The 13600-nt window shown below is 64.0% G+C and carries 13 protein-coding genes; 2 read left to right on the top strand and 11 right to left on the bottom strand.

Annotated features, from left to right (window positions below; translation table 11 throughout):
* Positions 1-85 precede the first annotated feature (85 nt).
* A complete protein-coding gene (locus CTATCC11996_RS10565) occupies positions 86-979 on the top strand; it encodes a CoA transferase (RefSeq protein ID WP_003075887.1) in 894 nt (297 codons plus the stop codon).
* Between the two features lie 188 nt (positions 980-1167).
* On the opposite strand, the gene CTATCC11996_RS10560 is transcribed toward CTATCC11996_RS10565, so the two are convergent.
* From CTATCC11996_RS10560 to CTATCC11996_RS10545, 4 genes are all read right to left on the bottom strand, one after another.
* The gene (locus CTATCC11996_RS10560; RefSeq protein WP_003075886.1) at positions 1168-2190 is read right to left on the bottom strand and encodes an aldo/keto reductase; all 1023 of its coding nucleotides are present in this window, start codon (positions 2188-2190) and stop codon (positions 1168-1170) included.
* A gap of 296 nt (positions 2191-2486) precedes the next feature.
* Complete coding sequence (locus CTATCC11996_RS10555) at positions 2487-3443, bottom strand: 3-hydroxyacyl-CoA dehydrogenase (protein ID WP_003075883.1); 957 nt, start codon at positions 3441-3443, stop codon at positions 2487-2489.
* A gap of 11 nt (positions 3444-3454) precedes the next feature.
* Entirely contained in the window at positions 3455-4402 is a 948-nt protein-coding gene (locus CTATCC11996_RS10550) for an alpha/beta hydrolase (RefSeq protein WP_003075881.1), read from the bottom strand.
* 53 nt (positions 4403-4455) lie between these two features.
* Positions 4456-5916: a flavin-containing monooxygenase gene (locus CTATCC11996_RS10545; RefSeq protein WP_003075879.1), complete on the bottom strand. Its 1461-nt coding sequence runs from the start codon at positions 5914-5916 to the stop codon at positions 4456-4458.
* Between the two features lie 230 nt (positions 5917-6146).
* Here CTATCC11996_RS10545 and CTATCC11996_RS10540 point away from each other — a divergent pair, with 230 nt between their 5' ends.
* Positions 6147-7154, top strand: coding sequence for an AraC family transcriptional regulator (locus CTATCC11996_RS10540; RefSeq protein ID WP_236597827.1), 1008 nt, complete (start codon positions 6147-6149; stop codon positions 7152-7154).
* A gap of 153 nt (positions 7155-7307) precedes the next feature.
* Here CTATCC11996_RS10540 and CTATCC11996_RS10535 read toward each other — a convergent pair whose 3' ends face one another.
* The 7 genes from CTATCC11996_RS10535 to CTATCC11996_RS10505 form a co-directional block, all read right to left on the bottom strand.
* A complete protein-coding gene (locus CTATCC11996_RS10535; RefSeq protein ID WP_003075875.1) occupies positions 7308-8267 on the bottom strand; it encodes a Gfo/Idh/MocA family oxidoreductase in 960 nt (319 codons plus the stop codon).
* Positions 8268-8355: 88 nt separating this feature from the next.
* The gene (locus CTATCC11996_RS10530) at positions 8356-9225 is read right to left on the bottom strand and encodes a class III extradiol dioxygenase subunit beta (RefSeq protein WP_003075873.1); all 870 of its coding nucleotides are present in this window, start codon (positions 9223-9225) and stop codon (positions 8356-8358) included.
* Positions 9226-9228: 3 nt separating this feature from the next.
* Positions 9229-9678, bottom strand: coding sequence for a protocatechuate 4,5-dioxygenase subunit alpha (gene ligA / locus CTATCC11996_RS10525; protein WP_003067559.1), 450 nt, complete (start codon positions 9676-9678; stop codon positions 9229-9231).
* Positions 9679-9760: 82 nt separating this feature from the next.
* Positions 9761-10678: an amidohydrolase family protein gene (locus tag CTATCC11996_RS10520; RefSeq protein ID WP_003075871.1), complete on the bottom strand. Its 918-nt coding sequence runs from the start codon at positions 10676-10678 to the stop codon at positions 9761-9763.
* Between the two features lie 30 nt (positions 10679-10708).
* On the bottom strand, positions 10709-11698 hold the full coding sequence (locus CTATCC11996_RS10515) for an MBL fold metallo-hydrolase (RefSeq protein WP_003075869.1): 990 nt from the start codon (positions 11696-11698) through the stop codon (positions 10709-10711).
* A gap of 44 nt (positions 11699-11742) precedes the next feature.
* Positions 11743-12426, bottom strand: a complete 684-nt coding sequence (gene ligK, locus CTATCC11996_RS10510; RefSeq protein WP_003075867.1) for a 4-carboxy-4-hydroxy-2-oxoadipate aldolase/oxaloacetate decarboxylase — start codon at positions 12424-12426, stop codon at positions 11743-11745.
* A gap of 133 nt (positions 12427-12559) precedes the next feature.
* Positions 12560-13588 carry an amidohydrolase family protein gene (locus CTATCC11996_RS10505; protein ID WP_003067554.1) on the bottom strand — a complete coding sequence of 343 codons (1029 nt, stop codon included), beginning with the start codon at positions 13586-13588 and terminating at the stop codon, positions 12560-12562.
* Positions 13589-13600: the final 12 nt, after the last annotated feature.

Genomic DNA, 13600 nt, shown 5'->3' with positions numbered 1-13600 from the left:
AGGCTCAGGCAAGGGCTTCGCTTCAAGCAAGCCATCCTGATGCCACCCTGGCTTGCACAAGTCCAGACAAGGAATACGCCCACTCATGCCCAGCACCGCCATTCAGCCCCTGCAAGGAATTCGCATACTCAGCCTGGCTCTGAACCTGCCCGGCCCCGCCGCCCTGTGGCGCTGCGCCAGCATGGGAGCCGATTGCCGCAAGCTCGAGCCTCTGGCCCCTGGCTCAGGCCGCAGCGCCGACCCCATGGGCCTCTACTGCCCCGATGCCTACGCGCAGATGCATGACAAGGTGCAAACCCTGCAGGCCGATCTCAAGACCGCCGAAGGCCAGGCCAGTCTGCATGAGCAACTGGCGCAAACCGATGTGCTGCTGACCTCGTTCCGTCCCTCGGCCCTGAGCAAGCTGGGCCTGGGCTGGGAAGCCCTGCAGCAGCGCTACCCCAGGCTGTCGCTGGTGCGCGTGGTCGGCAGCGCGGGCGAGCTGGCCGATGTCCCCGGCCACGACCTCACCTATCAGGCCGAAGCGGGCCTCGTGCACAGCACCGCCCTGCCCCCCAGCCTGTTTGCCGATATGGCGGGGGCGCTGATGGCCAGCGAAGCCGTGCTCCAGGCCGTGCTTGTCAGCAGCCGCAGCGGGCACGGCATAGTGCGCGAGGTCGGTCTGGCCCAGGCCGCGCAATGGCTGGCCCTGCCCTGGCACTGGGGCCTGACCCAGCCCGCGGGCGATGTCGGCGGCGCCCATGCGGGCTACCGCATCTATCCCTGTGCCGACGGCATCGTGGCCGTGGCCGCGCTGGAGCCCCACTTTGCACAGCGCCTGTGCGAAGCGGCAGACCTGCTATTCAGCCACCCCACCGATATGCGCAAGCCCGAAATTCATCAGGGCGTGGCCCGGTTTCTGGCCGTGCGCAGCTGCGCTGAGCTGATGCAGCTGGCGCAGGACAGGGACATTCCACTGCACGCCCTGCCCCAAACCTGAAGCAAACCAGAACCTGTTTACGCTCCCCTCCGCGCTAGGGCCTTCGCGGGATGGGATGCTAGGGGGCGGCCCCCCCGGGCGCGATACCGCAGCAATAGCCGTGCTATTGCGAGGATTCGCGCGGCCGGCCAGGCAACGCCGCAGACCGCCCCTGACCGGGCGTCCCTGACCGGGCGTCCGCAAAGGCACTAGCCTGGGCGCTTTTCAAACGCGTATTTCTCGGTATCGACCTCGCCCTGGCCTTGCAGCGCATAGCGGTCGCCGGCAATGGCTTCGGGCTTGAAGATGTCATCGAGCTCGGCCAGCAGCTCGGCGTCGAGATGGACGCGGCCACCGCGAATGTCTTCGTGCAGATGCTCCACGCTGGTGGTGCCGGGCAAGGCAATCACATGCTCGCCCTGGTGCAGCACCCAGGCGATGGCTAGCTCGGCCAGCGTGCAGCCGGCCTTGTCCGCCACGGCCTGCATGGGCGCCAGCAGGCGCAGATTCTGCGCATAGGCCTCGCCGGCAAAGCGCGGCATGGTGGCGCGGATATCGCCCTTGACCAGGTTGTCCACCTGCTGCAACTTGCCGCTGAAGAAGGCGCGGCCCATGGGGCTGAAGGCCACATAGGCAATGCCCAGTTCCTTGCAGGCGGCAAGCGTGCCTAGTTCTGCATTGCGCGACCACAGCGAATATTCGCTTTGCAGCGCGGCAATCGGGTGCTCCTTGTGCGCGCGGCGCAGCGCATCGGCTCCCACTTCCGACAGGCCCAGGGCGCGAACCTTGCCCTCTTCCTTCAGGCGCGCCATCTCGCCCACCGACTCTTCGATGGGCACGCTCTTATCCCAGCGATGCAGATAGTAGAGATCGATCACATCGGTGCCCAGACGCTTGAGACTGTCTTCGCAGTTCTGGCGCAGGGTTTTGGGACGACCGTCGATGACGCGGCGCATCACGCCGTCTTCGCCGCGCACGCCGGCCATGCCGCATTTGCTGGCCAGGGTGATGTGGTTGCGATGGGGCTTGAGCACAGGGCCGATCAGCGATTCGCTGGCGCCAAAGCCATAGAGTGCGGCGGTGTCGAACAGCGTCACGCCCGCATCCAGAGCCGCATGCAGCACGGCGTGCGACTGCTCGGTAGAGACGGGGTTGCCGTAGGCATGGCAGAAGTTCATGCAGCCCAGCGCGACATTGGCGACGCTGAATGGGCCGATTTTGCGGTTTTCCATTAACTTTCCTTATGCATCCAAAGGCCTTCAACCGAACCAAGCGCGGGCGCAGGCCGCTATACAAGCTGGAGCAATATTATTCCAGCAGCCGCATTCCGGTTCGTCGATGGCCGATGCCAAGCCAAAATAAAGTCCGCATCAAAATCCGTGCTCGTCAGGTGCCTGCCCGGCACTGCCTCACTGCCGCAACAGGCACAGACACAGGCACAGACACAGGCACAGACACAGGCACAGACACAGGCACAGGCGCACGGGCAGGGCCGCATGCGCCGTCGCCGTATAGGTGCACCAAGGGCTCAGGCTCCTGAAGTACAGCGGTCGACGATGCCGGATAGCTGCGACAGCGCTGGCACCGCGAGAAAGTCCGCTGCTGCATAAGCCGGATTCGGGTAGTCGTAATAGCCCTTGCCCGCCAGCATGCCGGTACGGCCCTTGTCCATCAACTGGGTCTTGACGTATTCGGCATTGGCCAGCTGCTGCGCATCGCCCTGCAGCCGGCCCCAGTAGGAGGACACGTCGTAGCAAGTCTTCATGCCGACGATATCCATCATGCCGAACGGCCCCATGCGGGCACCGCGGTTGGCAATCAGGAAAGTGCGGTCCACATCCTCGGGCGTGGCGATGCCGTTGGTCACCAGCGTCTGGGCCGCCTTGAGCAGTGCGGGGAACCAGGTGTTGATGACATAACCGTTGTGCTCCACGGCGATGGGAATCGGCACCATGCCGGTCTCGAGGCCGAAGCGGGTGACGGTCTCCAGCGTGGCCCGGGCCGTCGCCGCGTGCGGCATGATTTCCACGACATTGGCCGACCAGATGTAGTTGGCGTAGTGCAGCGCACAGAACTTTTCGGGCCGGCCCGTGGCCGCCGCGAAATCGCTGGGCAAGAAGGTGGACGAATTGGTGGCGACCACGGTGTGGGCCTGAAGCAGCGGCGCCATCTGCTGGTAGACACCGGTCTTGACATCCGGGATCTCCGGCACGGCCTCGATGACCAGATCGGCCTTGGCCACGGCCCGGGCCATGTCTGTGCCAAAACTCAGGCGCTGGCGCGTGGCCTCGATGTCGGCTTCGCTCGCCCCGAGTTCCGTCAGATAGATGGCTGCGTAGTGCGCCTGTGCGGCGCGGCAGCGCTCCAGCGCATCTTCCGAGATGTCGTAGACGGCAACGGTTTTGCCCCTGAATGCGCTGTGCCAGGCAATCTGACCGCCCAGCACGCCCGAACCGAGGACGGTGAGGTGATTCACATGGGTCATCGCGGGCCTCCTCAGTGAGCTCTTGTATCGAGCAGCGCGGCAAAGCGCTCGATGCTGTGCGTGATGACAGCCTGCGCGCCGGGCGACCAGCGGCCCATGTCGAAGAAGCCGTGGATCATTCCCGCACCTTCAATCAGCTCGGCCTGCCCGCCCGCAGCACGCAGCGCCTGGGCATAGGCCACGCCCTGATCACGCAGCGGATCGAACTCGGCATTCACGATCACGGCGGGTGGCAGGTTCGTCAGACTCCTGGCCTGCAGCGGCGCCAGGCGCGGATCCAGCGCATCGGGGCAGGTGCCGGCGTAATGGTTGTAGAACCAGGCCATGGTCTCGGCTTCCAGGAAATAGCCCTTGGCGTTCTCCTCGGCGCTGGCGTACTGGGCGGCGGCATGGTCTACCGCAGGGTAGATGAGGAATTGCGCAGCCAGGGCAATGCCCGCATCGCGCAGCTGCTGCGTCACCACGGCGCAGAAGTTGCCGCCAGCGCTGTCGCCGGCCACGGCCACGGTGGCGCTGCCCCCCAGCTCATGCGCATTGGCGACCACCCATCTGGCGGCAGCCACGGCGTCCTCTATGCCTGCGGGGAAGGGATGCTCGGGGGCAAGCCGATAGTCCACCGACACCACCACGGCCCGCGCGCCACGGCAGATCTCGCGGCACATATTGTCATGCGTGTCCAGGTTGCCGATGACATAGCCTCCGCCATGGAAATAGGCCACGGTGGGAAAAGGCCCAGCGCCTTCGGGCCGATAGATGCGCGCGGCCACAGGGCCCGCGCCGCCGGGCACGGTGATGTCCTGAACGCTGGCCACGGGCACGATCTGCTGCGGTGTGAGCGAGCCACGGGTCAGCGCCAGATAGCCGGCACGGCCTTCTTCGGGCGTGCCGTCTGCGGTGGCTTTCCTGTTGGCAGCGGCCAGTTGCTGCAGGACGCCGGCCAGATGTGGATCGAGAGCCATGGGTGAAATCTCCTGTCGTTATAAAGAGTGAGGGAACGGATACGGGGGTGGACCTAGCGATAGGCCAAGGCATCGTCCTGCAGCGATGCGGAGGACAGAACCACGCGCTCTTCTGCGTACTCCAGGTCGTGCCTCCAGGGCTGGCGGTCGCCCTGGCCGAACATGGCATCCTGCGCACGCAGCACATAGCCGGCGTTGAAGTTGTCGGCCTCTATCCATGACAGGCGCTGCATGCCGGCATCGGCTGCAGCCACGGTGGGCCGCACCTCGGCATGGCCTTGCTCGTGCATATGGGCAAGCAGGCGGCACACCCAGTCGCACACCAAGTCGCAGCGCAGCGTCCAGCTGGAGCGGAAGTAGCCCTGGGTGTAGGCCATATTGGGCACGCCCTCGATCATCACGCCCCGGTAGGAGATGCGCTCGCGAAAATCCACCGGCGCGCCATCCACGCTGAACGCAATGCCGCCGAAAAGCTTGAGATTGAAGCCCGTGGCAGTAACGATGATGTCGGCGTCCAGATGCCCGCCGCCGGTCAGCTGGATGCCGCTGGCGTCGAAGTTCTCTATGGTGTCCGTCACCACCGAGGCCTTGCCCTCTCGCATGGCCTGGAAGAAGTCGCCGTTGGGCACCACGGCAATGCGCTGCTGCCAGGGGCGGTAGCCGGGGTTGAAGTGCCTGTCGATGTCAAAGCCCTCGGGCAGGTGCGACCGGATCTCGCCAAGCAGGAAGGCGCGCATCGCTTCGGGGTGTTGCCTCGAGGTCTGCACGATCTCGTCGGTGCGCGCGATGAAGGCGCGGCGCATGATCTCGTGGTACCAGTCCTCGGGCAGGTTCAAAGGCTTGAGCAGCGGCACCAGCGGATGCTCGGACGCGGGCAGGAAAAAGGTGGGCGAGCGCTGCAGCATGGTCACATGGCCCGCATCCGGCGCCAGGCTGGGGATCAGCGTGGCCGCCGTGGCGCCCGAGCCTATGACCACGATGCGCTTGCCCGCGTAATCCAGGTCCTGCGGCCAGTGCTGCGGGTGAATGACCTGGCCCTTGAAGTCCTTGAGCGTAGGCCACTCGGGCGTATAGCCCTGGCCGTGGTCGTAGTAGCCGGCGCAGACCCAGAGGAAGCCGGTGGTGAAGGTCTGCACCTCGTCCGAGCCGCTTTGGGTGACTTCCAATGTCCAGAGCCTGTCTTCAGAGGACCAGCGGGCCGATTGCACCTTGTGGCCGTAGCGGATCAGCGGGGCCAGATCGCTCTCCTCAATGGTCTCGGCCAGGTAGTGGCGAATCTCGTCCGCCGTGGCGATGGCATTGCCTGTCCAGGGCTTGAAGCCATAGCCATAGGTGAACAGGTCGCTGTCCGAGCGCGCCCCCGGGTAACGGTGCGTCCACCAGGTGCCGCCAAAGCCCTCCATGGCTTCGAGGATGGCCAGGCTGCGGTCCGCGAACTGCTCGCGCAGATGACGGGCCGCACCAATGCCGGAAATACCGGCGCCGATGATGAGAGAGTCGAAATGCTGTGCCATACCGGGTGTCTCCTGCTTATCTGCTGGGGCGTGAGCCGACAGGAATGAGCAGGGATCACGGCCTTGAGGTGAAGCTCCAGCCTGGGCCCGACTTGCGTCAATCGTGTCTGTCACGCAGCCATGCTAGGTCTAGCCCTCTGGCAAAACTTGTGTTTGCGCGACAGGATTTTGATGTTGAACGACATGCAGTACATACCCCGATGCCTGCCAAACACGCTGATTCCGCCGTTATGACCAGTGTCCGCGCCGCCTCGCTCGCGGGCTTTGAAGACCTGGTGCGCGCACAGGGCGGCGACCCCGCCGCCATCCTGCGCGCATGCGGCCTGGTGCCGGAAGATCTGGCCGACCCCGAGCGCTACCTGCCCAGCCACGCCGTGGCCCTGGTCATAGAGGAAGCCGCCTGCGTGCTGGGCGTGCACGATTTCGGGCTGCGCCTGTGCGCGCAGCAAGGTGTCGAAACCCTGGGCCTGCTGGGGCTGGTCATACAGTCCGCGCCCACCGTGCGTGAGGGCATGATGCAGGGTGGAAAGTACGTCCACTTCCACAACCCCACCCTGAGCTACAGAACCTTCATGGCGCCTGACGAGGGGCTGGAATGCGTGGAAGTGCTGTCACGCCTGCCCTCCCACGCCCCCATGCCCCAGGGCACGGAAATCTGCGTGGCCTATATGTGCCGCCTGATCCATGTGCTGTCCGAAGGCGCGCTGCGCCCCGCGGCCATCCATCTGCGCCACGCCCCCGTGGGCAGCAGCGCGCAATACCGACGGCACCTGGGGCAGTTGCCGCGCTTTGGCTCCAGCTTTGACGGCATTGCCATCGACCCGCTGGCCTGGCGTCAGCCCATGCCTCGCCACAATCGGCTGCTGCAGCAGTTTGTCGAACGTTTCCTGTTGGGAGCCGCGCCAGGCAGGAATACCAGTGTGACGGACCAGGTGTGCAGCGCGCTGGCCAATCTGGTTCGCATGGGCATGGCCGACCTGCCCTCGGCGGCACGCGCCCTGAGCCAGCACCCGCGCACCCTGCAGCGGCGCCTGCAAGCGGAAGGCGCAGCCTTTGAAGAGCTGCGCGATACCGCGCGCAAGACCTGGGCGGCCCAATTGCTGGCACAGCCCGAGCTGAGCCTGGGCCATATCGCGCAATTGCTGGGGTATTCAGACCAGGCCGTGCTCACCCGAGCGTGCCAGCGCTGGTTTGGCCAATCCCCCCGTCAGCTGCGCCATGGTTCTTGGGAGGCATAACCTCGGCATAGGGTATAGGGCCTGGATTCGGGCAGGCAAGAGCCTGATCACGATCTCCCGCGACAGAGACTTTGCGCAATGAAACAAGCCCCCGCAGCCACAGGCTGCGGGGGCTTTCGTGCGGAGAGGCGCCAGGCAATCAGTCCGCGCTGATCAATCCGCGCTCAGCTGCTGCTCCAGGTCGTGCAGAACCTTGTAGCAGTTGAACACCAGCTGCACGCTGGAGTTGGGTTCACGGCCTTCGCGGATGGCGGCGAAGAATTCGCGGTCCTGCAGCTCGATGCCGTTCATTGAGACATCGACCTGGGAGACGTCGATCTTTTCGTCCTTGCCGGTGTACAGGTCGTCGTAGCGGGCCAGATAGGTGCCGGTATCGCCGATGTAGCGGAAGAAGGTACCCAGAGGACCATCGTTGTTGAACGACAGGCTCAGCGTGCAGATCGCGCCGTTGGCGGCCTTGAGCTGGATGCTCATGTCCATGGCGATGCCCAGATCCTTGTGGATGGGGCCTTGCACGGCGTTGGCCTTGACGATGGGGCTGCCGGCCTGGTAGGCAAACAGATCCACGGTGTGGGCGGCATGGTGCCACAGCAGGTGGTCGGTCCAGCTGCGGGCCTGGCCCAGCGCATTCATATTGGTACGGCGGAAGAAGTAGGTTTGCACATCCATCTGCTGGATGTTGAACTCGCCGGCCTCAATCTTCTTGTGCACCCACTGGTGGCTGGGGTTGAAGCGGCGGGTGTGACCCACCATGGCCACCAGACCGGTCTGCTTTTGCAGCTCGGCCACTTCCTGCGCGTCCTTCAGGGCATCGGCCAGAGGAATCTCGACCTGCACATGCTTGCCGGCCTTCATGCAGGCAATGGCCTGCTCGGCGTGCATCTGCGTGGGCGTGCACAGGATCACGGCATCGACTTCGGGCAGCGCCAGGCTTTCGGCCAGATCGGTTGCCACATGCTTGATGCCGTATTTGTCGGCCACTTCCTTGGTCTGGTCAAAGCGGCGACCGACCAGGGAGACGACTTCCACGCCGTCGATGTTCTTGATGCCGTCCAGGTGCTTGATGCCGAAGGCACCCGCGCCAGCCAGCGCTACTTTGATGGTCTTGCTCATGATTTGGGTCTCCGTAGAGCCGCCTCAAGGAGGCGAAGCCCCCCACAGGGGGCAGTGAATACGCGAAGCAGCGAACGTGGTGAAACGTTCACTGATTCTCGAGGATCAGATGGCCCACCGCGGTGTTCGATGCGGGCACATGGTAGAAGCGGTGCGCCACCTTGGGCAGCGGTGCGGGGCCGTCCACATCGGACATGGCGCCGCGCGCAATCAGCCACATCACCAGCTCAATGCCTTCCGAGCCGGCTTCGCGCACATAGTCGATATGCGGCATCTGGGCCAGTCCGTGCGGGTTCTCGATCAGCAGGTCCAGGAACTGGTTGTCCCATTCCTTGTTGATCAGGCCCGCGCGCGCGCCCTGCAACTGGTGGCTCATGCCGCCCGTGCCCCAGATATGCACGTTGATGTCCTGGTCGTAGCTCTCCACGGCCTTGCGGATGGCGCGGCCCAGGTTGAAGCAGCGCTGGCCGGTGGGCACGGGGTACTGCACCACGTTCACAGCGAAGGGGATCACCGGGCAGGGCCAGGAGCCGGTCTTGGGGTCCTGCTCGCCGCACATCAGCGACAGCGGCACCGTGAGGCCGTGGTCCACGTCCATCTTGTTGACGATGGTCAGATCGAAGTCCTGCTGGATCACGGACTGGGCGATGTGGCTGGCCAGATCGGGATGGCCGACCACCTTGGGCACGGGACGCGGGCCCCAGCCTTCGTCGGCGGGCTGGAACTCGGCAGCCGTGCCGATGGCAAAGGTGGGAATGCAGTCCAGGCTGAAGGCCGTGGCGTGGTCGTTGTAGACCAGGAAGACCACGTCGGGCTTGTTGTCCTTCATCCACTGGCGCGAGAAGTCATAGCCCTTGAACAGGGGAGCCCAGTAGGCTTCCTGGGTCTTGCCCATGTCCATGGCAGCGCCGATGGCAGGCACATGCGAGGTGAAAACGGATGCGGTGATGCGTGCCATGTCTTAGTTGCCTTCCTTGTTCTGGTTGCCTGCGCTGCCCTGGGGTTGATGGTGTGCCTGCGCATCACCGTCCTCGCCCACGTAGCGATTGCCTTCGGCCGAGCGACCGCCGCCCATCATCATGGCGCGGTACTCTTCTTCGGTCATGCCGGTCATGGAGCCGGCCATCTGCTGGAAGCTCTTGCCGTCGGTGGCGCCGATCTTGGCCAGGAAGTAGATATTGCCGCCGGTGCGCATGCACCAGTTCAGGTCGCGCGCCAGCACGGCCTGCTTCTGCTCTTCGGTCATCGCCCACTCATCGAGATAGGCACGCTCGTTGGCGCGGAAGCGCTCGCGGTTCTCGGCCTTCATCAGGCTCATGCAGAACTGGTTGAGCCAGTAGCCCTTGCGGGACTGCTCGGCATCGAAAATGATGGTGCCGGGCACGTCCAGATACGGTTTTTCCAAAGCCATAAATTCTCCTCGTTTACGGATGGCGCAGCCCATGCGACAAGGCTGCGGCCTGTTTCCGGGTGTATGTGTCGCCGGAACTCCGTCAGACCTCTTCGGGCCAGTACAGACGCATGGGGTTGTCCACCAGCAGCTTTTGCTGCAGCTCTGCTGTGGGAGCAATATGGGGAATGAAGTCCACCAGCAGGCCGTCGTCGGGCATGTGGTCCTTCAGGTTGGGGTGCGGCCAGTCCGTGCCCCAGAGCACGCGATCGGGGAACTCCTCGACCACGCGGCGCGCGAAAGGCACCACGTCCTGGTAGGCGTTCTGCTCGCCATCCAGGGCCTTGGGGCCGGTGACGGACAGGCGCTCGGGGCAGGACACCTTGCTCCACACGTTCTGGTGCTCGCGCATGAACTTCAGGAACAGGGCGAACTCTTCGCTGTCCACGCCCTTGGTGACGTCGGGGCGACCCATGTGGTCGACCACCACGGTGGTGGGCAGCGCGGTGAAGAAGTCCCACAGCTCGGGCAGATCCACGGCTTCGAAATAGATCACCACATGCCAGCCCAGCTTGGCGATGCGGCCCGCGATCTCCATCAGCTCGTCCTTGGGCGTGAAGTCCACCAGGCGCTTGACGAAGTTGAAGCGCACGCCGCGCACGCCGGCGTCATGTAACTCCTGCAGCTCGGCATCGCTGATGGAGCGCTTGACCGTGGCCACGCCACGGGCCTTGCCGCCCGAGGACTTGCAGGCATCGACCATGGCGCGGTTGTCCGCACCGTGGCAGGTGGCCTGCACCACCACATTGCGTGCAAAACCCAGATGGTCGCGCAGTGCATACAGCTGGGCCTTGCTGGCGTCGCAGGGGGTGTACTTGCGCTCGGGGGCAAAGGGGAACTCGTTACCGGGGCCGAACACATGGCAGTGCGCATCCACAGCGCCGGCAGGCAGCTTGAACTGGGGCTTGCTGGGGTTGGCATACCAGTCCAGCCAGCCGGGGGTCTTTTCAAATTGGCTCATATCAATCCAGTCCTTATCTTGAAAAAGTGATCAGATCACCATCAAATCCTTGCCCACCACGGCATCGCCTTTGAAATGCTGGCGCACATCGGACAGCAGCATTTCGTCGGTGATGCTGGGGTCGTCGCCCGGCACGATGTGCGAGAGCACCAGCTTCTTGACGCCGGCGGCCGCAGCGATGCGGCCCACATCCACCGAGGTGGTGTGACATGCCAGCAGATGCTCCTTGAGCGTGGCGGCATTGGGTACGCGCTTGACCATGGCGTCCACGGCGGGCACATAGATCACCTCGTGCACCAGCACATCGGCGCCCTTGGCCAGCTCGGCCACGGCCGGGCAGTAGGTCGTGTCGCCCGAGAAGACGACCGAGCGGTCCTTGGTGTCGAAGCGCAGCGCAAACGAGTCCGCAATGGGCGGGTGAATATTGCGCACCGCCGTCACCTTGACCTTGTCGTTCTCCAGAATCACGCCGGGCTTGGAAAACTCGTGCGTGTTCACCATCTTGCGCAGATCGGGCTTGCTCTCGTCGGGGATGCGGATATCGATGTCGAACTTCATGGACTCCATGAAGGCCTTGGTCATCGCATCCAGCGTCGGCGGCCCCCAGACATCGATCTGGTTGCGCAGGCCGGCAGCCCAGGCCGAATACAGCAAGGGGCCGTATTCCAGGTTGTGGTCCGAATGCATATGGGTGATGAACACCTTGCTCAGACGCGGCAGCGCAATGCCGGCCTTGACCAGCTGGGCCGCCACGCCATAGGCGCAATCGACGACAAACGGCTCGCCGTCGATCAGCAGCACGCTGGCAGGGTTGGAGCGCTCGCCGCCCACGCGCGGGCCGCCCTTGGTGCCCAGCAGCACCAGCTGCGTGCCCTTGTTCCCGGCGGCGGCCTTGACAGCCTGCGCCAGCGCATTGCCGGCAGTACCCAGGCCCAGGGCGCTGGCGCCAGCCAGACTGGCCGCAGCGGCGAGACAGTGACGGCGCGAGAGGTTCACGGAAGATTTGAAGGAAGAGAACATGCGGTTGCTCCTGTTGTAATGATTTTTGAGGACCGATGTTCCGATTAGTCGATGTACTTGAGGCCGGCCTTTTCCAGGGGCTCGCGCATCTTGTACATATCCAGGCCGAGGACGCCCGAGGCCAGCTTGGCGCGCTTTTCGCCTTCAAAGCTTTCGCGCTTCTGGGCGGCGGCCAGCACTTCCACGGCACGCGCGGCGGGCACGCAGACCACGCCGTCGTCGTCGGCCACGATCACGTCACCGGGCGTGACCAGCATGCCGGCGCAGACGATGGGGATGTTGACCGAGCCCAGGGTGGCCTTGATCGTGCCTTTGGAAGAGATCGCCTTGCTCCAGACCGGGAAGTCCATCTCCTGCAGCGTCTTCACGTCGCGCACGCCGGCATCGATGATCAGGGCGCGTGCGCCGCGCGCCTGAAAGCTCGTGGCCAGCAGGTCGCCGAAGTAGCCGTCGGAGCACTCGGCGGTGACGGCAGCGACCACGATGTCGCCGGGCTGAATCTGCTCGGCAGCCACATGCATCATCCAGTTGTCGCCGGGCTGCAGCAGCACCGTGACGGCGGTGCCAGAGACCTGCTTGCCGGCATAGATGGGGCGCATATAGGGCTTGAGCAGACCGACGCGGCCCATGGCCTCGTGCACGGTGGCAGAGCCCAGGGCGGCCAGGCCGTCAGCAGCAGCGCGGTCGGCGCGCTGGATATTGCGGTAGACAACTCCCAGTTCATACATGGAAATACCTCTTTGCTTTGACGTGATTGAATCAAAAAAGTGAGCTTCTATCGCATGCTATACATCAGATTTGAATAGTTTTCATACTGAAAACGTTTCATTACCTGCGGTAGCCGCTCCCTTTTTTGAGAATTTACAGACCCTTGGCCTTCAGCGCCTTGTCCAGGCGGGTGAACACGCGGCGGGCATTGCCTTCGTAGACGGCGTGCTTTTCATCGGCCGTCAGGTTCTGCGTGGCTTCGATGTAGCGCTTGGTGTCGTCGTAGTAGTGACCGGTCTGCGGATCGATGCCGCGCACGGCGCCGATCATTTCGCTGGCGAACAGGATGTTCTTGGTCGGAATCACTTCCGTCAGCAGGTTGATGCCGGGCTGGTGGTAGACGCAGGTGTCGAAGTAGATGTTGTTCAGCAGATGCTCTTCCAGCAGCGGCTTCTTCATCTCCTGCGCCAGACCGCGGAAGCGGCCCCAGTGATAAGGCACGGCGCCGCCGCCATGGGGGATCAGGAACTTCAGGGTCGGGAAGTCCTTGAACAGATCCGAAGTCAGGCACTGCATGAAGGCCGTGGTGTCGGCATTCAGATAGTGGCTGCCCGTGGTGTGGAAGCAGCTGTTGCAGCTGGTGGAGACGTGGATCATCGCGGGGATGTCGTACTCCACCATCTTTTCGTAGATGGGGTACCAGCTCTTGTCGGACAGCGGGGGCGAAGTCCAGTGGCCTCCCGAAGGATCGGGGTTCAGGTTGATGCCAACGTTGCCGTACTGCTCCACGCACTTGACCAGCTCTGGGATGCAGGTTGCAGGGTCCACGCCGGGCGACTGGGGCAGCATGGCGGCGGGAATGAAGTGGTCGGGGAACAGCTCGCTGACGCGGAAGCACAGCTCGTTGCAGATGGCGGCCCAGGTGCTGGAGGTCTGGAAGTCACCGATGTGGTGCGCCATGAACGAGGCACGGGGGCTGAAGATGGTCAGATCGGAACCACGCTCCTTCATCAGGCGCAGCTGGTTGGTCTCGATGGTCTCGCGGATTTCATCGTCGCTGATCTTCAGATCGGCCACCGACGGGGTCTTGCTCGGGTCCTTGAGGCCGGCGATCTGCAGATCGCGCCATGCGCCCAGGGCCGCTGGCGCCGTGGTGTAGTGACCGTGTACGTCAATGATCATCTTCAAGCTCCG

This window comes from Comamonas testosteroni ATCC 11996 (assembly GCF_000241525.1).
In the GTDB taxonomy this organism is placed as follows: domain Bacteria; phylum Pseudomonadota; class Gammaproteobacteria; order Burkholderiales; family Burkholderiaceae_C; genus Comamonas; species Comamonas testosteroni.
The sequence above is the reverse complement of the archived record's forward strand: the minus strand, read 5'-3'. Positions and strand labels throughout refer to the sequence as shown.